The organism is Saccharopolyspora sp. ASAGF58 (genome assembly GCF_012277335.1).
Lineage (GTDB): Bacteria > Actinomycetota > Actinomycetes > Mycobacteriales > Pseudonocardiaceae > Saccharopolyspora > Saccharopolyspora hattusasensis.
On record NZ_CP040605.1, the window covers coordinates 1,944,497 to 1,966,879 of the forward strand.

Annotated in this window: 17 protein-coding genes; 8 read left to right on the forward strand and 9 right to left on the reverse strand. The window is 67.0% G+C overall.

Annotated elements, in window-relative coordinates:
* Window position 1: 1 nt before the first annotated feature.
* The 4 genes from FDZ84_RS09000 to FDZ84_RS09015 form a co-directional block, all read right to left on the reverse strand.
* Window positions 2-2,836, reverse strand: coding sequence for an ADP-ribosylglycohydrolase family protein (locus FDZ84_RS09000; protein ID WP_246868892.1), 2,835 nt, complete (start codon window positions 2,834-2,836; stop codon window positions 2-4).
* Between the two features lie 152 nt (window positions 2,837-2,988).
* Complete coding sequence (locus tag FDZ84_RS09005; RefSeq protein WP_168585511.1) at window positions 2,989-8,520, reverse strand: hypothetical protein; 5,532 nt, start codon at window positions 8,518-8,520, stop codon at window positions 2,989-2,991.
* On the reverse strand, window positions 8,517-8,825 hold the full coding sequence (locus FDZ84_RS09010) for an ESX-1 secretion-associated protein (protein ID WP_168585512.1): 309 nt from the start codon (window positions 8,823-8,825) through the stop codon (window positions 8,517-8,519). Before FDZ84_RS09010 ends, FDZ84_RS09005 begins: the two co-directional genes overlap by 4 nt.
* A 33-nt stretch (window positions 8,826-8,858) precedes the next feature.
* Window positions 8,859-9,458, reverse strand: coding sequence for a YbaB/EbfC family nucleoid-associated protein (locus FDZ84_RS09015; RefSeq protein ID WP_210435491.1), 600 nt, complete (start codon window positions 9,456-9,458; stop codon window positions 8,859-8,861).
* A 296-nt stretch (window positions 9,459-9,754) separates the two neighbouring features.
* Here FDZ84_RS09015 and FDZ84_RS09020 point away from each other — a divergent pair, with 296 nt between their 5' ends.
* The 5 genes from FDZ84_RS09020 to FDZ84_RS09040 all read left to right on the forward strand — a co-directional run bounded on the left by FDZ84_RS09020 (window position 9,755) and on the right by FDZ84_RS09040 (window position 14,242).
* Window positions 9,755-11,146 carry a PLP-dependent aminotransferase family protein gene (locus FDZ84_RS09020; RefSeq protein ID WP_168585514.1) on the forward strand — a complete coding sequence of 464 codons (1,392 nt, stop codon included), beginning with the start codon at window positions 9,755-9,757 and terminating at the stop codon, window positions 11,144-11,146.
* Between the two features lie 102 nt (window positions 11,147-11,248).
* Complete coding sequence (locus FDZ84_RS09025) at window positions 11,249-11,740, forward strand: DUF6319 family protein (protein WP_168585515.1); 492 nt, start codon at window positions 11,249-11,251, stop codon at window positions 11,738-11,740.
* Window positions 11,741-12,222: 482 nt separating this feature from the next.
* Window positions 12,223-12,663 carry a YbaB/EbfC family nucleoid-associated protein gene (locus FDZ84_RS09030; RefSeq protein ID WP_168585516.1) on the forward strand — a complete coding sequence of 147 codons (441 nt, stop codon included), beginning with the start codon at window positions 12,223-12,225 and terminating at the stop codon, window positions 12,661-12,663.
* Window positions 12,664-12,665: 2 nt separating this feature from the next.
* Window positions 12,666-13,019 (forward strand): WXG100 family type VII secretion target, encoded by a 354-nt coding sequence (locus FDZ84_RS09035; protein ID WP_168585517.1) that lies wholly within the window; start codon window positions 12,666-12,668, stop codon window positions 13,017-13,019.
* On the forward strand, window positions 13,016-14,242 hold the full coding sequence (locus tag FDZ84_RS09040) for a WXG100 family type VII secretion target (protein WP_168585518.1): 1,227 nt from the start codon (window positions 13,016-13,018) through the stop codon (window positions 14,240-14,242). The genes FDZ84_RS09035 and FDZ84_RS09040 overlap by 4 nt, the downstream gene beginning before the upstream one ends.
* Before the next feature lie 72 nt (window positions 14,243-14,314).
* Here the strand turns inward: FDZ84_RS09040 and FDZ84_RS09045 are convergent, their stop codons facing one another.
* From FDZ84_RS09045 to FDZ84_RS09055, 3 genes are all read right to left on the reverse strand, one after another.
* Window positions 14,315-15,088 (reverse strand): hypothetical protein, encoded by a 774-nt coding sequence (locus tag FDZ84_RS09045; RefSeq protein ID WP_168585519.1) that lies wholly within the window; start codon window positions 15,086-15,088, stop codon window positions 14,315-14,317.
* A 223-nt stretch (window positions 15,089-15,311) separates the two neighbouring features.
* Complete coding sequence (locus tag FDZ84_RS09050) at window positions 15,312-15,653, reverse strand: hypothetical protein (RefSeq protein ID WP_168585520.1); 342 nt, start codon at window positions 15,651-15,653, stop codon at window positions 15,312-15,314.
* Window positions 15,654-15,684: 31 nt separating this feature from the next.
* The gene (locus FDZ84_RS09055; protein ID WP_168585521.1) at window positions 15,685-15,903 is read right to left on the reverse strand and encodes a zinc finger protein; all 219 of its coding nucleotides are present in this window, start codon (window positions 15,901-15,903) and stop codon (window positions 15,685-15,687) included.
* 352 nt (window positions 15,904-16,255) lie between these two features.
* Between FDZ84_RS09055 and FDZ84_RS09060 the strand changes: the two genes are divergently transcribed.
* The 3 genes from FDZ84_RS09060 (at window position 16,256) to FDZ84_RS09070 (ending at window position 17,805) form a co-directional block, all read left to right on the forward strand.
* Complete coding sequence (locus FDZ84_RS09060) at window positions 16,256-17,140, forward strand: helix-turn-helix transcriptional regulator (RefSeq protein ID WP_168585522.1); 885 nt, start codon at window positions 16,256-16,258, stop codon at window positions 17,138-17,140.
* Window positions 17,141-17,164: 24 nt separating this feature from the next.
* Window positions 17,165-17,365 (forward strand): DUF397 domain-containing protein, encoded by a 201-nt coding sequence (locus tag FDZ84_RS09065; RefSeq protein WP_168585523.1) that lies wholly within the window; start codon window positions 17,165-17,167, stop codon window positions 17,363-17,365.
* A gap of 95 nt (window positions 17,366-17,460) precedes the next feature.
* Window positions 17,461-17,805, forward strand: coding sequence for a hypothetical protein (locus tag FDZ84_RS09070; RefSeq protein WP_168585524.1), 345 nt, complete (start codon window positions 17,461-17,463; stop codon window positions 17,803-17,805).
* A gap of 265 nt (window positions 17,806-18,070) precedes the next feature.
* Here the strand turns inward: FDZ84_RS09070 and FDZ84_RS09075 are convergent, their stop codons facing one another.
* Both FDZ84_RS09075 and FDZ84_RS09080 read right to left on the reverse strand, forming a co-directional pair.
* Window positions 18,071-18,292 (reverse strand): hypothetical protein, encoded by a 222-nt coding sequence (locus tag FDZ84_RS09075; protein ID WP_168584086.1) that lies wholly within the window; start codon window positions 18,290-18,292, stop codon window positions 18,071-18,073.
* Between the two features lie 136 nt (window positions 18,293-18,428).
* A complete protein-coding gene (locus FDZ84_RS09080; RefSeq protein WP_168585525.1) occupies window positions 18,429-22,340 on the reverse strand; it encodes a DNA-directed RNA polymerase subunit beta' in 3,912 nt (1,303 codons plus the stop codon).
* Between the last annotated feature and the right edge of the window lie 43 nt (window positions 22,341-22,383).

Below are 22,383 nucleotides of genomic sequence, written 5' to 3' on the forward strand. Positions count from 1 at the left end.
GTCACCAGGCGGGGTACCGCCGGGTCCACCCCGGATCGGTCGGCGGCCCGGGGCTGAACTCGACCAGCGCATCCTTGGCCAGCGTCTCGACGAGCTCGCGCAGCTCCAGGGACGCGAGCCACTCCTGCGGAACGGCCCGTGCCCCGTAAAGCGCCCCAGCAATGTTGCCGCACACGATCCCCGTGGAATCGGAGTCCCCCGAGTGGTTCACCGACAGCAACAAGGCGTCCCGAAGGTTATCCGTGGCCAGCACGGCGTAGAGCCCGATCGCGAGAGCTTCTTCCCCGACCCAGCCCTGACCGAGTGTGTCCTTGATCTCCTCGGGAGTGACGGCGCCCTTCTTGGCGAGCTCGACGGCGGCGTCGAGGAACTGCAACTGCTCCTCGTGGCCCCGCCACCGGAGCAGCAGATCCCGCGCCATCCGAACGCTTTCCGGCAACGGCACGGCACGGATGAGCTGGTGAACGATCACCGCGAGCACTCCGGCGGAGAGGTAGCCGCTGGGGTGGCTGTGCGTCAGTGCGGCGGTGCCGACCGCGGCGTAGAAGACCTCGGCAGGATCGTTGGACCACACCGCGACCGGGGCGGCGCGCATGACACCGCCGCAGCCCTTGGAGTCGTTGATCTTGAACTGCGGGTTGGCGTGCTGATGAGTCTGCGCGAACTTCGCGAGGGCGGACATGCAGGTGCTACCCGGAGCCCGCGGGCTGAACAGCTCGGGGTTCGTGATCAACCACCCGTCGGGCTGCTGCAGATGGCGCGCGTAGGGGCCGCCTGCCTGCGCCCACGGCTGGTTCTGCGTGTGGAACCACCGCTGGTAGGCGTGCTGCACTTCGGGAACGGGATCGTTGTCGGTCGGATTGATCCGCCGAGCAACATGCGCCCGGATAAGCCCTTCGAGGGTGAAGAGCATCATCTGCGTGTCATCGGAGATCTGCGCAACACCGTCCCGAAGCACCGGAGCGGTGAGCCCGGAATCGCCGTGATTCCGCCGAATCATTCCGATGTCGTTGAACTCAATGGCATACCCAAGCGCATCCCCCATCGCACCACCGAGCATCGACCCGATGAACCGCTCGTGGGCGTCGATTGGCTTCGGAGCAGGATGACCAGACGTGGACTGCGATTGCTGCGCCCGGGGCACTTGCCCGACGTGTTCCCGCTCCGGCTCAAACGGGAACACGTCGTACTTGGCGCGATATTCGTCGATGGCGAACTCGCTGTCCACCTCGCTGGTGACGGTTTCCCACACCTTGTGCACGAAGTGGACGTGCTCGGGGTCGGTCTCGGAGCGCACGAGGTACGCCAGCCCGATGTCCTCCGCGTGAACCGGGTCGGCCAGTTCGCCGATGGCGGTACGGGCGCATTCAATGGCCTGAGCCGGGGAAGTGATGGAAGCCCGCGGCTCCGGATCCAGCTTCCACGGCGACGGCTTGCGCGGATCGATACCGATCTGCTCGGCGACCTGCGCTCGCAGAGCATCCGGAAAGTCCCTCGCGCACGACCTCAGCGGTCTACGGAGGTCGTACTGCCGGTGCTCGCGCAGGTCGGCCATCACCCACGGCGTGATGGCTTCGGCAATTCGGTTGGCGAGCACGATCGCACGCGTCTGCAAGGGCATCGCGCGCAGGTGCTCCACATAGAGGTGGTACACGAGCCCATTCACGAGCTCTGCACGGTCTGGGTCCGCATCGGACGGAACCTGCGGGCTCAGCGCCGACCGCACGAGCGCCAGCACCCGCGTCCCTTCCGCCTCCGCCGCGATGATCATGCTGATGCGATCACTGCCGTTGTACAGGGGGTCAGCGGCGTTGAAAACCGCCGCCGCCGCGAGGACGTCCGGATCGGTGATCCCGCCCTTGACCAGCACTTCGACGGCGGTGATCCCAAGCTCAATGGCCCGACCGCGTTCGGGTGTGGTCTCGCTGAGCTTTCCCCATTGGGCCACCACCTGCTCGATCGCCGTGAACGTCGGCTCGTCGACCAACTCGGCAAGCCGCGCACTCTGCTGTACCCAAAATGCTGGGCCGACATCGAGCCCGCCAGTGGAGTTGTCCACGAGTAGGCCGTTGTCTCGCAACGCAGCCACCAAGTCCGCAACCGGGAACTGCGCCTGCAACTCAGCACTCCCGTTGACCGCTAGGATTGCATCCGCCGGGAGCGCCTTCAACAGCCTGGGCAGGTACATCGGCTTCGCGTACACGTCCTCGGGCACCAGACCGGAAGCGGTGTAAGCCACCAGACGAGGACCATCCGGGGCTTTGAGTAGCATCAGGTGCCCCTCCGGCGTTACCAGGACGGGCAACACCGCCTTGGCGATCAACTGGAGGAAATTGTACTGGCCGATTCGACCGGACATCGCCCGGCGCATCCCTCGATCGATCCAATTCGCCGGCGGCCCCGCGCGCTCGACCGGCGAAGGCCGGTAATTCGGATTGGGGTAGTACTCTCCGATCTCGCCTTCCTTGCCAACTTTGAAAGCGCCCTTTGTGGCGCGCTTCGACACATCGCCGCTCGCGTCGAACCCGGAGTCGGTAATGTAAAGATATCCCCCAGCGCGCCGCCGAGCCGCTTCCCTCATCTCAGGAGTGATCAGAGGTGTCTCAGAAAGGTCTCCAGGCACAGAACTGGTCGATCCTTCAGCAGTCGCCGTCCGCCCGGGACTCTCGTCAACGAAGCTATAATAACTCATCTGCCTGCGCTCAAGGAGCGCCTGCATAAACACAGGTCCGTCATCGGGAAAAACGTCGCGTCCTTCCACCCGCGACTGAATACCCTTTTTATAAAATCCGCGGGGAACGTTCCCTCGTTCCGACTCAAGCACGTTGAGAACCACCCCAGTATCCACGCTCCACCGGAACTCAGCAATTCTCAGTGCCCTGCTCGGGGGGCCCGAGTACAGCGCAACCAAAGTAGGAACGTCTCGCACCACCATCATCTCCTCAAATCACCCTGAGCGGGCTGGCAATACGTGCCGTTGCCGCAAGTCTATATCCTGCCACCCCATGTTTCTCCGGTGATTTTTCCTTGGTCCCGCACCTCCAGGAGACGCGACAATGCACCGCCAATCTCCTTTTCACTGAGCCCAGCCGAACGCAGCCGATCGGCAACGTACTGTAGATTAATCGCCCTCAAGCCAGAGAGTACACCGTCCGATAAAGCCACGTTCAGATTTTCCAACACGAACTCCGATTTAATCGGGCGTGTATTATCAGCCGGAAAAGCGTTGCCATGGTCAATCAGCTTCAGCTGACCATCTGGCGCTATAATGTGGTTACCGCCGTGTCGGTCCGTATTCGCCACAATGTAATCGAAAATAGCGGCCCGTTGACGCTCGCCCAACGCATAATCCGCAACATTCTCGTGTCCATCCCGGGAGTCCTTAACCCATTCGGAGATAGAACCCGCCCCTTTAGGACCTTCCCACGGAGTAACGGTTGGAACCAGATCATCCCACCCTAAGACCTCAGCCAGTCTCGATGCGGCAATTTCACGACTCGGCTGATCCCGCCAGTCCATATACGGGTCGTCGTAGTAAATCTTGTACAGACCCTCGGCGCCATTAGGGAATTCCACGTGGTACGGGTCGATGTCGATCGATCCTCCAAAGGTCGCGGACTCCATTTTGGATGGCTCGCCTGCAATTTTCTCTTGCAAGCACCGCTCAGCATCGCTGACGTCATCCATATGCGGCCGACGTTCCGCCACCGAAGGATCCGGATCACGTGTATTAGAAGCCGACGTCGAATCACCCACATCCTGTGACGCATCACGTGACAACGTCGGTTCCCCAGGCACCTGCCCACGAGACTCGTGTTCGAACAAATCGAACTCGCCGTCATCCGAAACTTCCCAATCCAGCGGTCGCCGCGACGACCTGGGCAGTTCAGCATTCTGGCGTGAAGCGCCGGGCCCACTCGTTGGTTCCGGCGAGTTTGTTCGCGGCGACGGTGGTTCGAAGGCTTGGGAGCCGATTGGACCGAAGCCGCCGTCGGTTCGGCCGGTGGGTGGCGTCGGGCGCGGACCGCTGACGTCGAGCGGTGGGGTGTTGCCCTGGCGTGGTGGTGGGCCGTCCAGACGTGGACCGCCGACGTTTGGCCGGGGTGCCGGATGGGTTGGGCCGGGTGGGTTTTGGTGTGGGCCTGAGACGTCGTGCGGCCTCGGCGCCTGTTGCCCAGGCGCGTGCGGGGCTCGTGGCGCTTGCGGCCCCTGGGGGCCTGGGCTGTGAAAGGTCGGGCGACCGCCCTGGTGGGGCATGCCCTGCGTTTGTTGCGGACCGCGTGCGGTTTGAGCAGCCGGTGAGTGGTTCGGGCCGAGCTGCTGCGGGCCACGCGGGGGTTGGGCCGCCGGAGGGTGTGGTTGCCCGGGCGGTTGCTGGTGCATGCCGCCTTGCTGGGGGTGCTGCGGGTATCCACCGCCCTGCGGATGTTGTGGCCCACCCTGCGGGTAGTTGGGACCGCCCTGCTGATGTTGCGGTGTGCCCTGCGGGTGGTTCGGGCCCTGCTGCTGACCGCGTTGGGAAGGCTGCTGAGGATGACCACCTTGCGGCTGCGCATGGTGGGGTTGGTAGCCGGAGGGCTGCTGGGCGTGTGGGCCCGGCATTTGCAACTGCGGAGTCGCCTGCGCCTGCGGCTGGCGCCACTCGGGCGGCAAGTGCGACTGTTGGCCTCCTGGCGACTGATGGGTTGGCTGTTGCCAGTTCTGTGGCGTCTGGCTGTACGCCCGGTGTGGTGGGCCATAGGTCTCGCCCGTAACCGGGTCGGCCTCGAACGAATCGGGTTTTTCTTTGCCTCCGAACAGCTTTCCGAGGAACTCTCCGAGGCCGCGTTGGTGGGCTGCGTCGGCTTGGTGGCCGAAGCGGGTCCATTCCGGTTCGTGGCCCGGGGGGAACGGGCTTTCGTGGACCGCCTTCGTGCCGTCCGGGCTGAAGCTGACCCACTCGCCCGGCTCGTCGAAGCGCGGTTGCGGCGTGCCGGAGGCGTCCGGGTGGAACTCCGCTCGGCTGCCGCTCGCGTACATGTTGCCGAAGTTGTCGACCCAGGCGTCCTTGTTGGGCGCGAGGACCTCTACGCCCAGTTCCTTCGACAGCTGCTGGGCGAAGTTTGGGGAGCCGTCCGGCAGGTCGGCGCCTGTTTGGCAGGACAGCAGGCGCACCGGTGCGCCTTCCTTGTAGCCCGGCGCACCCTTGATGATCTCGGCGAGTTCCTTGGCCGAGAGTTCCTTGCCGTTGAACGACACGCCGTTCGGGCTGCCGTGCACCTCGACGGTGAACCGCTTCGGGTCCACCGACGGCCGCGGCATGCGCTGGGCGAAGTCCGCGCTGCCGTAGTAGCCCTGGCGGGAGTGCCGGATCATCGAGAGGCCGGAATCCGTGTTGCGGATCCCGGTGTACTTCCCGCCGAGTTTCTCCCGCAACTCGGGGGAGACGTCCACCCCCTTGTGCTCGAGGATGCCGTTGTTCCAGCGGTGCTCGAACGGGTTCTCCGGCGGCCTTTCGGTTGCCATGGACTCCGATGTGGAGCGCGGCGGGGCTTCCGGGGCCGGTTCCGGGGCGTGCGGTCGGTCCGGCTGGTGGTAGCCGAGCGATTCCGCGCGGATCCGGGCGTCCTCGGCCACCCGCTGCTGCCAGCCCGGACCCCAGTGGCGGAAGCCCTCGCCCTTGACGTGCGCGAAATCCTCGTGCTTGACGTCGGCCCACTTGTAGCGGTCGGTGTCCGGGTGCCGGACCGCTGCTTGCGGGTGGTTCACCCGCGGCGCATCCACGTGCGGCGCATCCAGGCGGGGCGCGTGCGGCGCATCCAGGCCGTGCGGAGCGGCGAAGCGGGGCGCGTGCGGAGTGCCGGGGTACACACCTTGCGGCGTCGGGTGCTGGCGCGGATTGGCCGGGTCGTTGACGCGGGACGGGGCTTCCGGCTGTCGTTGGCGCGGCATCTCCGACCCGTTGAACCGTCCATTTCGGACAGGATCGTCGGGGTGAGCCGGTGCGTTCGGCGCGCCCGGACGAGCCGGGCCGTTCGGACTATCCGGACGGACCGGGCCATTCGCGCTGTCAGGACGAGTCGACCCGTTGGGGCGGCCTGGGCCATCCGGGCGCATCGAGCCAGGGGCATCGGGGCGCGCATAACCGTGGGGGCCAGCGGGACCATTCGGCTGGGCCGAGGCATCCGGGCGCACCGAGGCGTTCGGGGAATCCGGCTTCACCGGGCCGTTCGGGCGGGAGGGGGCGTCCGGGTGCGCCGAACCGCTTGGACCGTTCGGCCGCATCGGGGCGTCGGGACGTGCGAGACCGTTCGGGCCCGCCGGGGCGTTGGGATGCCCTGGCGCGTGCGTCCCTACCGGTCCGCCCGGACGGGCCGGCCCTGCCGGGCCGTCGACCCTCCCCGGTCCTCCGGGCCGTGCTCCGCCTGGGTGGCTCGGCGTGTCCGGCTTCGCCGGTCCGCGGATCGCCGGGGTGCCCTCCGGGCCGCGCCCGCTGGGCGTGCTTCGCCCGGCTGCGCCGGGGCTGCCGGGGGTTCCCGTCCAGCCGCCACCCGATCCCGGGCGGCCGCTTCCCGGTACGGACGCCCCGCCGGTTCCGCTTGGCGCGCCCGCGCCCCCGACGGCTCCGCCGCCGGACGCGGGCTGATCGGGCCGCGCCAAGGGGGCGTTGGGGGGCGGTGCGACGAAGCCCGCTTCCGGCGGTCGAGCCGGCGCGTCGACGCTGGCCGCCGACGTGTTCGCCGGGGTGCTCGGCGGACGGTTCGCAACATCCGGGCCGTGGGAACCCGAAGCGCCGAAACCGCCGTTGGTAGGTGCCGGTCCGCCACCTGCGCCGAAACCACCACCGCCGGGAGCCGGCCCGCTGCCCGAACCGAAGCCGCCTCCACCGTGCGGCGATCCGCCGCCGGAACCGAAGTTCGCGGCAGAGCCACTCCCGGTGGAGGCCGGTCCGCCTCCCGCATGTGAACCACCCGCCGGAGCGCTGTCCGGAGCCGAGGCGACGCGCGGGCCGCCCTCCGGAGCAGCGGGGCCGTGGGAGCCGCTCGGCCCGCCGTGCTGCGAGCCGCCAGCCGAACCACTGTCCATTGAGGACGAGCCACGCGCCGTATCCGCCGAGCCCGGGTCGGAAGCGGAGGACGATCCCGGGGCGTGCGAACTGGATTCGGCACTGGCCCGCGGGGAATCGGAGCTGCTCGGCGAACCAGAACCATCGCCGGAACCGGAGCCGCCGTGCGAACCCGAACCCCCGGGGCCGGAATCTCCAGAACCAGAGCCGCCGTTGCCGCTGCCGCTGGTCGACGTGGAACCTGAGCCAGTCGAGCCGCCGCCCGCAGAACCCGAAGTCGAGCCGCTGCCCGACGAGCCCGCACCGTCACCCGACGTGCCGGACCCCGAGCCCGCACCGTCACCCGACGTGCCGGACCCCGATCCCGCACCGTCGCCGGACGTACCCGAGCCGGTCCCGGAAGAACCGGTCCCCGACCCGTTGCCGGAAGAGCCGGAACCACTACCGGCCCCGCTCCCGGAGCCGCCGTCGCTCCCCGAGCCGCTGTCGCTCCCCGAACCGCCGTGGCCGTCCGAACCGCCGCCGGGGGCGTCCGGGCCGCCGAACTTGGCATTGTGCTTGCCGACCACGTCGGTGCCGAAGACGTCGTCGACCTTCTTCCAGGTCTTCTCCGCCAGCTTGTCGCCCAGTTTGCCCGCGACGTCCAGCTTGTCCGCGACCTTGCCGACGCCTTCGGCAGCTCGCTTCCCCATTTTGCCGAGGGCCTTCATGATGTCGCCGAAGACCTCGACCAGTTTGGCCAGCTTCGGCGCCACGTTGCTGATCGTCTTGATTAGCTTGGTGACGATCTCGGTGATCTTGGAGACCGTCCTGGCGATGAAGGACACCGCCTGCGGCACCACCCAGGCCAGCGAGACTCCTGGCGGGGCCAGCGCTTCCAGCGCGTAGGTGATCAGCCGCGAGATGCAGTCGGCGACGAGGTCGCGGACGAATTCCCGGACGAACGAGACGACCTCACCCATCACGGTCACCACGGTGCTGATGGTGTTGGCGAGCTCCGATGCGCCGGCGAGGGCTTCGCCCTTCTCCACGGCGTGCTGCCGGTAGGCGTCGCCAGCCGCGCCGGTCCACTGGCCCGTGTCCGCCTTGACCGCGTCGTTGTACTGGGTGGCGGCCTCGCCCACCGCCTTGGAGACGTTCGCCCAGGTCTCCCCATATGCCTTGACGCCGTCCGGGTCGCCGGCGAACCAGTCCAGCGCCTCCTTCAGCGGCTCGACGTGCTCGATCAGCCACGACAGGCCGTAGGACAGCAGGGTGCCGATGGGGTCGGTGGCGATGCTGACCGCTTCCATCACCAGGCCGCCGTAGGCCAGGCCGGACTCGACCCAGCTCGAACCGTCGTTCAGCGACGCGACGTCGTTGATGGACTCGGCGATGCCGATACCGGTGCCCCACCCGGCGTCACCGGTGCCCGCGGTCAGCGGACCGGGCCCGTCCGGGTTCTCCTTCTGCTGCGCGACGAGCGGGTTGCTCATACCTCGATTCCGCCGATCACGTCGCTGCCCGAGTCGTCGGCCGCCTGGTAGTCCTCGGCTGCACCGCGCACGTTCTCGGCGACCTCCCTCATGGCCGCGACGGCCTTCTGCAGGGTCTCGACGCCGTGCTGCTCCACCGGGTCGAGCATCCAGGCGAAGGGGCGGCACAGGATGCCGTACGCGTCGTTGTCCAGCGAGACCTGCTGCGACGCGTCCACCGCGACGTTCAGCTGGTCCACCACACCGTCCACTTTGGACGCATGGGTGCGCAGGTTCTCAATGACGACGTTCATCTCGTCCGGCATTCCAAAGGGCCCCTCAGGTCAGGCACGGCACGGTCAGCGCAGGAAGGAACCGCTGCCGAAGTCTTCGTCGAAGTCGTCCGGGCCGCGCCGCGACGGCGGCCGCTGCGGCGGAGCCGGGGGCTGTGGGGCCTTCGGGGGCTGCGGGGGCGCCGGGGGCTGGCGTCGCTGCTGCGGTTCCTCGTAGTCGTCCTCGACCTTGTACCGCATCTCCTGCAGGCCGGACCCGCGCTGCTGCGGCTCGTCGTCGTCCTCCGGCGGCTCCGGGAAGTATTTCCGGGCCTGCCCCAGCACGTGCTGCGCGGCGGAATCCTCGAGGCCGACGGTGCCGGCGACTGCCTGCTGCATCAGCTCGGGAACCTTCGCCTGCGCGGTCTGGACGGCGCGCATGATCTCGGTGGCCAGCTTCGCCATCGGGCGGTTGCTGGCGCTCTCGGAGAGCTGGAGGTTCTGCAGGATGCCGGCGGAGTTGATCGTCACCTCGATCGCGCCGTCCCGAGAAGTCTCCGTGACCGAGATCTGCTCGATCTCCTGCTGCATACGGCCGAACTTCTCGGCCTTCTCGGTGGCCCGCTCCTGCCACTCGCGAACCATCCGTTCAGCCGCGCCGATATCGCGTCCGAAGTCCTCAGGCAACCCGTCCCCCGACTCGCTCCGCCGCGCACCGGCGGGAACGCTGTGACACCATCCGGCGACTGCGCGCGATCCCCAGCTCTGGCACAGCTTTCCTTCTCGATCTCGTCCTGCGGCGGGAACCGTATCAACCGGACGCACGAGGTAGCGCCGGATCTACCGAATTCCCGTGTCACAACGATCACGACGGGGAAGCACGGCCCCGTATTTCCGGAAGCGCTGCTGGTCAGTGCCCGTGAGCGGTTTTCGGCGCTATAGCACCCAAAACCACTCACGGCGATTCGGTAGGGTCGGGTGCTGTGACAGCCGGATGGTCCACGTCGCTGGATCTGCACCTCGATCGGGTGGGCCGCCCCGACAGCCGCAAACTGGCCGAGGCGCTGCGCACCGCGATCCGCGACGGCCGCCTCCGGGCCGGCAGCCGCGTCCCCTCCACCCGCACCCTTGCCGCCGATCTCGGCGTCGCCCGCGGCACCGTCACCCGCGCCTATGACCAGCTGGTCACCGAGGGCTTCCTGCTGTCCCGCCAGGGCGCGCCCACCACCGTCGCCGAACGGCTGGCGAGCCCGGACCCCGTCGCCGCCCCGCACCGCCCGGAAACCCCCGCGTCGCACTGGGACTTCCGCCCCGGCCGGCCGAACCTCAGCTCCTTCCCGCGCCGGGACTGGCTGGCCGCCAGCCGCCGCGCCCTGCAGACGACCCCCGCCGGCGACCTCGACTACGGCGACCCGCAGGGCCATCCGGCGCTGCGCGCGGCCCTCACCGACTACCTCGTCCGGGTCCGCGCGGTGGCCACCACGCCGGACCGGATCATCATCTGCAACGGCTACTCCCAGGCGTTATCGCTGCTCAGCAAGGCCCTCAACGACCAAGGGCTGGACTCGATCGACTTCGAGGACCCGTCCCTGCCGCAGCTGCGCGCGATCCCGGCCGGCCTCGGCATGGCGGTGCGCGGCGTGCCGGTCGACAGCGACGGCATCGACGTCGCGCAGCAGCTCAGCCGGGCCGTCGTGGTCACCCCGGCGCACCAGTTCCCGCTCGGCACCACCATGAGCTCGGCCCGGCGGACGGAGCTCGTGCAACTCGCCAAGGCCGATGACCGGCTGATCATCGAGGACGACTACGACGGCGAGTTCCGCTTCGACCGCCAGCCGATCGGATCGCTGCAGGGCATGGCACCCAACCATGTCGCCTACGCGGGCACGGCCAGCAAGACCCTCGCCCCCGCACTGCGGCTCGCGTGGCTGGCGCTGCCGCCGCAGCTGGTGACGCCGGTGCGCACGCTCAAAGAGCACAGCGGGCTGCACGCCCCGCTGTTCGAACAGCTGGCCATGGCGGAACTGATCCGGTCGGGAGCCTACGATCAGCATGTCCGCCGATCGCGCGCCGTGTACCGGAGGCGACGCGAGCAGCTCCTCGATGCGCTGAGCGGTATGCGCGCGAACCACCGGCCTTACCCGGCCGGGATCTCGGCCGGACTGCACATCACCTTGCAGCTTGATCCGGAGGGACCGACTGAGCGAGAAGTCCTGACTCGGGCGCGGAAGCATTCGGTGGACCTCGAAGTGCTCGGGCCGCACTGGGTCGCGCCCGGTGAGCATCCGCCGGGTGTGGTCATCGGCTACGCCGCCCCCGCGGAGCATGCCTTCCGCCCCGCGCTGCAAGCATTGGTCACCGTTCTGCAGCGGTGACCCGATCGGGCGCCACCGCCGCGTCGCCCGACATGTCCGCACACCGGAAGGGGAACACCTGTTCTATTCTGGATTCCCCGCCGCGACACACAGGAGACAGAGTTGACCGAAGAGCAGACCAGCACCGAGCAGACCGCGCCGGTCCAGCCCGAGCAGGCCCAGGCCGAGTCGACGCAGCCCAAGTCGACGCAGCCCGACACCCAGTCGCAGCCCGAGTCGGCCCAGCCCGAGACCCCGTCGCAGCCCGAGTCGGCCCAGCCCGAGGCCGCGCCCGCTGAGGCGGCGAAGAAGCCGCGCGCCCGCAAGCAGAGCACCGTCAAGAAGACCCGCACGGTCGAGCTCACGCTGACGGTCACCGGCACGGCCGATGGCGAGTGGCAGGCCGACCTGATGCACGCGGGCAAGCGCATCGTGCAGGGCCTGCCGGTCTCGGCGGCCGCGGTGTCCAAGGCGGCCGCCGAGCTGCACCAGGACATCTCCGACACGATCGAGAGCGTGCTGAACGAGGCGCGCCAGCAGCACGAGGCGAAGCTCGCCGAGCTCGAGGCCGAGGTCGAGCGGGTCCGCAAGGCCCTCGCCGAGCTCGAATCCTGACAGCTGCGAGAAGCAGGGCATGCCGTGCCGGCCCCTCGACGACACGGCATGCCTCGCTGCAGCCCTGACCTCGTCGGCTCCGTCGCCGACCGAACTACGACGGGGTAACCTGCGCGGTGGTGACTCGCAGACGCGGCAGAAGCGCCGCAACTCCGGCTCCGACCGGTCGATCAGGCCCCAATGCTACGCCCCACGACCGGTGCCTCCCGGGGCACGAACGCCCGCCCGTGGGCCGTCGCACCGAAATGCGGTGCCGTCGGCCGAGAACTGTGCGCAGCAGTCCGGAAAACGGCAGCCGCAACGCCAGTGAATAGCTTTCACATATCAGGCACCGATCTTCAGCCTCAATGACCGGCCGATACGCCTGGATCGGAAAGGCTGCGCGAACTCCGGAGTTTTTTCGAATACTCGCCACGCCTAGCCCACTGATCGACGAAGATAGCCGATCAGAACCAATCAGCACTGGGCCGAGGAGGCGAATCATGGCGGCGGATCTGGACGATCTGCAACGCAAGCTTGACGCGCTGAAGGAAGCTGGACGCCGAGCCGAAGAGCAGATGGGCGACTTCAGCCGGATGCGCGAGCAGATCAGCGAGCTCCAGGCTGCTGCCACGTCCGCGGACCGGTCGGTCACCGTCACCGCCAGCCCCGGCGGCGTCACCGACATCCAGTTCACCCAGGACGCCCTGCGCCTGTCCCCCGCGCAGCTATCCAGCACCGTCATGAGCACCCTACAGCTCGCGATCGCCGAAGCCGCCCGCAAGCAGGCCGAGGTCGTGCAGGAGTACGTGCCGGACAGCGACGTGCTCGAACGCGTGATGCGCACCCAGGACGAGCTGTTCGGCAGCCACGCCGAGCAGCCGCAGCAGGCGCCGGTGGACGACGACGAGGTGCCGGACTCCTTCCTCGACGGCGGGCGGTGACCATGCCCGGGTACAACGCTCCCGCCGACGCGATCATGCGCTGCGGCGGCAATGTCGGCGGGATGAACGCCGACGCAAAGTCCATCAAGGACAAGGCCGCCGGGGCGGAAGTCCCGGAGGTCTCCTGGGGCCTGCTCGGCCTGGCCACCACCTACAACTCCTACCGCGAGCTGCTGGACAAGTTCAAGCAGCACCTCGACGAGATGGCCGAAGGGCTGACCAAGGCCGGCGAGGACCTGACCGAGTGCGGCAAGGACTACCAGGCCACCGACGAGTCGATGGCGGAGATGCTCGGCAAGATCATCGGTGACACCGGAAAGACCGCTGGCGGCGGTGGCGGAGGTGGTTCCTGGTGACCAGCAACGCGGAAGCGATCAGCGAGAACAGCGCGCTCAACCCAGCCGCCTCGCGGGTCGACGCCTCGGCGTTCGGGAAGCTGCCGTTCGTCAAGGACATCATCAAGGCCAATGATGACGCCGGCAAGGGCGACGTCGAGGCGCTCAAGGGCGACATCGAGAGCTACCTGTCCAGCGCGACCAGCTTCGCGCTGGACCCGATGGGCTTCCTCATCGGCACCGGCGTCGAGTTCGTGATCAACTTCGTGGCCCCGGTGCGGGACGCGATCCAGCTGGTCACCGGCGACAGCGAAGCCCTGGCCAAGGGCGCGGAAGCATTCGCCGGCGTGCAGGGCGAAATCGACAAGCTCGCCGAGAACCTGACGAACAAGCTGGACGGCGAGCTCACCGGCTGGGACGGCGAAGCCGCCGACGCCCTGCGCAAGAAGATGGCCAAGTTCATCGACGGCGTGAAGGCCACCGGCGGCCAGGCCAACAACCTCTCGCAGCTGCTCCAGATGAGCGGCACGATGATGGAAGCCGCCGAGGGCGTCATCAAGGGCATCCTCGCCGACTTCCTGACCTGGGCGATCACCACCTGGATCACGGCAACGGCCTCGGCGGGCCCGACTTTCGGCGGCTCCATCGCCGCGGCCACCGCGGTCACCACGGCCGAAGCGGGCATCACCTGCGCCCGAGCCGCCCAGCAGATCCAGAAGATCACCAAGATCATCGGCCACATCATGGACGTGATCACGGCTATCAAGGCGATCCTCGACGCGATCCGCATCTACGAGAGCGTCAAGCAGATCACCGACGGGAAGCCGGGCGGAGACGGCGGCAAGAGCCCGGCCGACATCGGCAGCCAGATCCTCGGCGGCGTGACGAAGGAGACCGCCGACGAGCGCAAAGTCGTGGACCAGCTCGGCAAGGGCTACCAATCCGAAGCCGAAGACCGCGGCTACACCGTCGACGGCGACGGCGACGTGGCGTCGGTCGGGGAGGATGGAACGCGCACGAAGCTCGACGAAAACGGCAGGCCTGTTCTCGATGCCGACGGAAACCCGGTCACGTCGGAGAAACCCTCGCCGAGCTACGGCGCGAAGGACTTCGCCAAGTCCGGCTTCAACCAGGTGGCCAGCGGACTCGGCTCCGCCGCTGATGCCCTGGAGAAGCAGGCCCAGGGAGGCGGTTTCACCAACGTCCCGCCGGACGAAACGATCAGCGGCGACCTCAACTGGTGAACCAGCTGATTCAGTGACGAGTGAAGGGCACCTTTGCCCGACCATGCCAAAGGTGCCTTCTCTCGGAAGAGATCAGCTGAACGGAAGTTGCAGCTGCGGCAAGGGGACGTGCTGGCGGTCGGCCTCTGCGCCAGCGGGGTCCTGGAACGCGGCGGGCGGAATCCAGCGTTGGATCTCCTGAGCGATTCCGAAGAGGTCGTTGAGCACAGCAGCGTCCTTGAAGTTGCGGCCGCACCAAACGATGAGCTTTCGGCCGGACAGCCGGAAGTGCACCTTGCCCAGCGCCGTGTTCGTCCCCGGACCGCGCCCCTCGTTGTACAGCCAACGCGTGCGATCCATCGTCACCACTGAGCGCACGTACTCCGGCGGGGCCCCGGAGGCATGGTAGATGTTCAACGCAGCCGGCCCGATGTCGACACCGTCGCCCTGGATGACGTTCTTGGAGCGGTTGAAGCTGAACAGGTCGGCGACGTCGGAGAGCTTGTCCCGCTTCTCGTCCAGCACCAGCTCCGGAACCGGTGACGGCATTTCCAGGACCACCGCACCGCAGGTCAACACCCGCTTGGTCGTCTTCGACGCAGTGCTCAGGTGCATGCCCACGCCCGGCGAATAGTAGGAATCGCCGGGACTGGAATTCTTCCGCGTGTAGTCGATGTGCACCGCCAACGCGGGCATCCCCTGGTACAGCCCGGCCATCAGCAGCGGCACGGTCCTGCGCCGATACTTGTGAAAAGGCGAGCCGGGCAGCTGGTTCAACACGTTGTCCGGCACGTTCCAAGCAACCCGCCAGCCGAGCCGTTGTGCCCACTCCACGACCGGCACTCCCGGTCGTCCCGGTTGGTTCATCCCCGCCTCCCATCGCCGTCGCACACCGTAGCCGCCGAGCGCCCGCGATCCAACCACCCGACAACCTTGCCCGATCAGGTGGGTGAGTGGGGGCACCCTTGGGCGGCATAGTCGACGGCATAGTCGCTCAAGGGTGCCCCCCTCACCTCGAAAAGCCGCAGGGATGCCAAAGGGAACTGGGCCTACTCCCACATGCGCCGAACTGGTGGGCATTGATGCCGCGCTACGAGATTCTGCGAACGGGATCGTCTGGAGGCTCCTCGCGGAGATGGTGTCGCCCGGCCGGCTGGTCGTCCGCACAGGCGGATTCGTCGGGGTCGGATTCGGGGAACCTCGGTGGTACCTCGGGGAATTCGTGGTCGACGCGGCGCTGTCCGGCGACGCTGGGTTCGGCGTTCTCGGCTTCGATGTCGGCGATGAGATTCCAGACGGTGTAGGCGCCTTCGCCGCCTCCGGCATGCTGACCCGCCGCGAACCCGATGCGCCATTCCGGTAGGTGCTGGGCGAGCATGGCGAAGATCAGCAGGCTGAACAGGATGAACGTACAGAACTGGATCCAGAACACGGTGGTGCTCCTTCGGATGGGCGAGAGTGCGTCAAGGGCAGGGGCGAATCGTGAGGCTGTGCCAACAGTTTATGCAGGTGTCCTCGCGGATCCAGTCCACTTCGGACCGGCCATGCAGCTCCGCCGCGTTCGCTTCCGCACCGCAAAACGCCACCACCTGGTCGCTTGCCGGGATTTTCGTTGCTGCGATAGGGAAAGCGTGACGACCTCCGGTGACCGGGCGCCAGACGTAAGTCAGGTAGTCGGACATAAACAACCTCCATTACCGAAAAACACAGCTCTGTTTGGGGCCGGTGGCCGGGCGCACGGGGGAGGGGGCGTTCACGCGCCCGGCCACCAGGGGTGGGCCGGCGTGGTGGAGGTCGGGGAAAGTCACCACACCGGCCCGGTTTGAAGGCCCGCCCCGCCATTTGCTGTCCCTGCAAGACCGGCGGGACGGGCTGCGCTGCCGGATTCGAGGCCTCACATACCCGGCGGCACATTGATCAAGTTAATCCATGTGTACACACGTAATCAATTACCTGATCAGGGGACTCCAATGTGAACACTTGTCAGGCAGGGTGTGGAACAACCGAAGAATTCGCGTTACCAGGGAGTACTTGATGGCTGACCTGACCGATGCCCTGTTGGACGACGAGGGTCCGGGGCCGAACCTGCGCCGCCGGGAACTGGGTCGCGAGCTGCGCGCGTTGCGAGAACAGGCCGGGAAGAAGGTTGCCGAAGCAGCCAAATACGCCGGCCTGACCGTCACCACGATCAATCGCATCGAAGGCGGCAAGCAGGTCATCCTGCCTCGCAATGTCCGCCTGCTCTGCCAGTTCTACGGTGTCGAGGCGCCGATGTCCGACCACCTCGTGCACCAGGCCGAGGAGTCGAACGAACGCGGCTGGTGGGCGATGTACTCCGACAACATGCCCGACTGGTTCGAGAAGTACGTCGGACTGGAATCCGACGCCGCCGAGCTGTGGAACTACTCGCCCCTGGTTGTCGATGGCTTGCTGCAAACCGCGGACTACGCGCAGGCGTTCTTCGAAGCAGGGGCAACCACTGATGAGCTGACATTGCAGCGGTCGATAGAGCTGCGGAAGGCCCGTCAGGACCGGGTAAACCGTGAGAAGCACCCGACCCAACTGCGTGTCGTTCTCGATGAGGCAGCGGTGCGGCGAGTTGTCGGCGGCGAAGAAGTGCTCCGGGATCAGCTTCGATACGTGGCCGAAGCTGCCACGAAGCCGAACATGACGATCCAGGTGATGCCGTTCTCTATTGGCGCTTATCTCGGGTCGCAGACACCGTTTTCCATGTTGAGGTTCCCGGAAGGGTTCGATGACATGGACGCGGTCTATGTCGAGAACCTGCGGGGCGGCGTCTGGCTGGAGCGGCCCGCCGACATCAAGCATTACACCGAGGTGTTCGCGCAGATGCGAAGCAAAGCACTCTCCCCGGACGCGTCAGTGGACTTCCTGGTTAGCCTTGCTTCGTCCCTGTGAGACACCTTTGGGAGAAGCGCAAACATGAACAACCTGACAGGCGCCAGCTGGCGCAAGTCGAGCCGCAGCACGGAGCAGGGCCAGTGCGTCGAGTTGGCTCAGAACCTGCCCGCCATCTCTGCCGTCCGTGACTCGAAGGCCCCGGAGCAGGGTGCTCTGGTTTTCACCAAGGCCCAACTCCAGGCATTCCTGACCAACGTCAAGGCAGGCCAGCTCGACCTCTGACACCGAACGAACAGCGCCCCATCCCGGACCACTCTGGGATGGGACGCTGCCGTTGGGAACAGCCAAGGCAGCAGGCGCCCACCGTCCGCCGTGCCTTGAGTGAACTGGACTCCGAAAGCTGCGCCGATTTCGAGCGCGAGTTCCACCTCGCGATGGCCGAAGCCGACGATGACTTCAAGCAGTGCCAACTACTTCGGCATGCGAGGAGCAATCGCCTCAGCAATCTTCACGCCCCCGGCGCACTCGTCCAGCCCCTGATCACGGAACTCACTGACATCGATGATGATCACGCCACCACCGGCGTCAAACAAAGCCGAGCAGAGCCGTGCTTGCGTAGCGCTCTTGTCGATCGCACTCGCCGCCGGACGACCATCGATCTCAAGCCGGTCGAATTTCGCCCAGTTGTCCTGCTGCCATATGCCGCGACCGTCTTCTCCTGATTTTTGGAGAACGTCGCCCTAAACGGCCGACCGTTGAAGCGGCAGCCAGGCTCGGAAGAGATCCCCGTATCGGGCTCACCCGATCCCTCAAAGCCGAACCCCTTCAGCTCTTCTGGAGCCAGCATCGTACAAGGATCGATCGCAGCAAGTCCCTGCGGCTGCACATCAGGAGCAGGCTTCTCCTTCGAGGAAGAAGCGCCGCAACCTGCAACAGGCAACAAAGCCGCGCCCGCGCACACAGCGACCACCGCTCGAGACAACGTCTTCACGCCTGACTACCCCTCTGCAAGTCCTCACCGATCTGCTCGTCGGTAGCAACGTAGTCCTTAGCCGCCTGCCGGAAGAGATCCGCCTTCCGGATCAACTCGTCTCGTAGCTGTCCCAACAGATCCGCTGCACCGTTCGAACCGTTGGTGGCCTTCTGCGCGAACTTCGCAGCCAGCTCCTGAGCTGAGGGATAGTTCCCCAAGCCCTCGACGCGTGCCAACTTGAGCGCCTTCTGGGCAAGGTCGTCGAGGTGATGGTCAAAACGATCACCCGTTCAGCCGAGCTGTCGTCGCGGCACGGAGAAGGGCCCCTGCCCGGAGGAGTCGGACAGGGGCCCTTTGGTCAACCAGCTAACTTCAGCGGTAGTCGCGGCCGAAGTCGTAGTCGTCCAGCGGAACCGCCGCACCGGTGCCGGTGCCGAACACATCTGGGGTGTAGTAGCTGTCGTCGTAGGACGGGATCGCGTACGCCGCGGCCCGCGCCTCCTCCGTCGGCTGCACCTGGATGTTGCGGTACCGGTTGATGCCCGTACCAGCCGGAATCAACTTACCGATGATCACGTTCTCCTTCAGGCCGACCAGCTTGTCACTCGCGCCCTCGATCGCGGCGTTCGTGAGGATGCGGGTCGTCTCCTGGAAAGAGGCCGCCGACAGCCACGAATCGGTGGCCAGCGACGCCTTGGTGATGCCCATCAGGACCGGGCGGCCGGAAGCCGGGTCGCTGCCCTCGGCGACGACGCGGCGGTTCTCCGCCTCGAACTGCGAGCGCTCGACCGGCGAACCGGGCAGGAACTCGGTGGCACCCGAGTCGATGATGATGACCCGGCGCAGCATCTGGCGGACGATGACCTCGACGTGCTTGTCGTGGATGCCCACACCCTGCGACCGGTACACCTCCTGCACCTCGCGAACGAGGTGCAGCTGGGCCTCGCGCGGGCCCATCACGCGCAGCACCTCGTGCGGGTCGACCGCACCTTCCAGCAGCTGCTGGCCGACCTCGATGTGATCGCCGTCGGCGACCTGCCGCTCGGTGCCGTCGACCGAGATCGCCGCGAGCCGCTGCCGCTTGGACAGCTTGTCGTAGACGATCTCCTCGCCGCCGTCGTCCGGAATGATCGTGATCTTCCAGTAGCGGTCGTTGTCCTCCAGCCGGATCCGGCCCGAGGTGTCGGCGATCGGCGCCTTGCCCTTCGGGACCCGGGCCTCGAACAGCTCCTGGACACGCGGCAGACCGGTGGTGATGTCGTCACCGGCGACACCGCCCTGGTGGAACGTACGCATCGTCAGCTGCGTACCGGGTTCACCGATCGACTGGGCGGCGACGATGCCGACGGCCTCGCCGACGTCCACCAGCTTGCCGGTGGCCATCGAACGGCCGTAGCAGACCGCGCAGACGCCGACGCCGGACTCGCAGGTCAGGACGCTGCGGACCTTGACCTTGGTGATGTTGGCGGCGAGCAGCTTCTCGATCGCCGGGTCACCCAGGTCCGAACCGCGGGCGAGCACGATGTTGCCGTCGGAGTCGGTGACGTCGTCGGCCGTGGTGCGGGCGTAGACGCTGGTCTCCACGTGCGCGTCGCGCAGGAGCTTGCCATCGTCCAGCAGCTCCGCGATCGGCATCCGGATGCCGCGCTCGGTGCCGCAGTCGGTCTCGCGGACGATGACGTCCTGCGAGACGTCCACCAGACGACGGGTCAGGTAACCCGAGTCGGCGGTCCGCAGCGCGGTGTCGGCGAGACCCTTGCGGGCACCGTGGTTGGAGATGAAGTACTCCAGCACGGACAGGCCCTCGCGGAAGTTCGCCTTGATCGGGCGCGGGATGTACTCACCCTTCGGGTTCGACACCAGACCACGCATACCGGCCAGCTGGACGACCTGGGTCATGTTACCGGCGGCCCCAGACTTCACGATCATGCTGATCGAGTTGTCCTCCGGGAAGTTCGCCTCCATGGCCTCGGCGACCTCGTCCTTGGCGGCCGTCCAGACCTTGACCAGCTCCGCGTTGCGCTCCTGGTAGGACAGCGCACCGCGGCGGTACCGCTTCTCGACCTGGTCGGCCTTGGCCTCGTAGTTGTCCAGGATCTCGGTCTTGGCCGGTGGCACCACCACGTCGGTGATCGACACCGTCACCCCGGAACGGGTCGCCCAGTGGAAACCGGCGTCCTTGAGCTTGTCCAGGGTCTGCGCCACGGTGACCATCGGGTACCGCTCGGCCAGGTCGTTGACGATCGCGGCCTGCCGCTTCTTCGGCAGCAGGTCATCGACGAACGGGTAGTCCTCGGGCAGCAGCTCGTTGAACCAGACCCGGCCGAGGGTGGTCTCGGCCAGCCACGGCTGACCGGGCTCCCAGCCCTCCGGCAGCTGGGCCTTGTTCGGCACCACGTCGCGCAGCCGGATCTTGATCGTGGCCTGCAGGTCGAGCACCCCGCGGTCGAAGGCCATGATGGCCTCGCCGACCGAGGAGAACGCCAGGCCCTCGCCCTTGGCGCCGTCCACCTGACGGGTCAGGTGGTAGAGGCCGGTGACCATGTCCAGACGCGGCATGGCCAGCGGCCGACCGGAGGCCGGCGACAGGATGTTGTTGCTGGACAGCATCAGGATCCGGGCCTCGGCCTGGGCCTCGGCCGACAGCGGCAGGTGCACCGCCATCTGGTCACCGTCGAAGTCCGCGTTGAACGCCTCGCAGACCAGCGGGTGCAGCTGGATGGCCTTGCCTTCCACCAGCTGCGGCTCGAAGGCCTGGATGCCGAGGCGGTGCAGCGTGGGAGCACGGTTGAGCAGCACCGGGTGCTCGGCGATGACCTCTTCCAGCACGTCCCACACCTGCGGGCGCTGGCGCTCCACCATCCGCTTCGCGGACTTGATGTTCTGCGCGTGGTTGAGGTCGACCAGCCGCTTCATGACGAACGGCTTGAACAGCTCGACCGCCATTTCCTTTGGCAGACCGCACTGGTGCAGCTTCAGCTGCGGGCCGACCACGATGACCGAACGGCCGGAGTAGTCGACGCGCTTGCCGAGCAGGTTCTGGCGGAACCGGCCCTGCTTGCCCTTGAGCAGGTCGGACAGCGACTTCAGCGGCCGGTTGCCCGGGCCGGTGACCGGACGCCCGCGACGGCCGTTGTCGAACAGCGCGTCCACGGACTCCTGCAGCATCCGCTTCTCGTTGTTGACGATGATCTCGGGAGCCCCGAGGTCGATCAGTCGCTTGAGGCGGTTGTTGCGGTTGATCACCCGGCGGTACAGGTCGTTGAGGTCGGAGGTGGCGAAGCGGCCACCGTCCAGCTGCACCATCGGACGCAGGTCCGGCGGGATGACCGGCACGCAGTTGAGCACCATGCCGCTCGGGTCGTTGCCGGTGGCCTGGAAGGCCGCCACGACCTTGAGCCGCTTGAGGGCGCGCAGCTTCTTCTGGCCCTTGCCGCTGCGGATGGTCTCGCGCAGCAGCTCGGCCTCGGCGCCGATGTCGAAGGTCGACAGCAGCAGCTGGATGGCCTCGGCACCCATGCCGCCGGTGAAGTACTCGCCGTACCGGTCGTAGAGCTCGCGGTACAGCATCTCGTCGGGGATGAGCTGGCGGGGCTCCAGCTTGGTGAAGGTCTCCCAGATCTCGTCGAGCTTGTCGAGCTCGCGCTGCGCGCGGTCGCGCAGCTGCTTCATCTCGCGCTCGGCGCCTTCCTTGACCTTGCGGCGCTGGTCACTCTTGGCGCCTTCGGCTTCGAGCGCGGCCAAGTCGGCCTCGAGCTTCTGGGCCCGGGCCTCCAGGTCGGCGTCGCGCTGGTCGGCGACGCGCTTGCGCTCGACGCTGATCTCGCTCTCCAGCGTCGACAGGTCGTTGTGCCGCATCTCGGTGTTCACCGAGGTGATCACGTAGGCGGCGAAGTAGATGATCTTCTCGAGGTCCTTGGGGGCCAGGTCGAGCAGGTAGCCCAGCCGGGACGGGACGCCCTTGAAGTACCAGATGTGGGTCACGGCGGCGGCGAGCTCGATGTGGCCCATCCGCTCACGACGCACCTTGGCGCGGGTGACCTCGACGCCGCAGCGCTCGCAGATGATGCCCTTGAAGCGGACCCGCTTGTACTTGCCGCAGTAGCACTCCCAGTCCCGGGTCGGACCGAAGATCTTCTCGCAGAAGAGCCCGTCCTTCTCCGGCTTCAGGGTGCGGTAGTTGATGGTCTCGGGCTTCTTTACCTCGCCGTACGACCACTGGCGGATGTCGTCGGCCGTAGCGAGGCCGATGCGGAGTTCATCGAAGAAGTTGACGTCAAGCACGTCGGGTCTTCTCCCTTGATCGAAAGGTTCTGCCGGGTGTCGG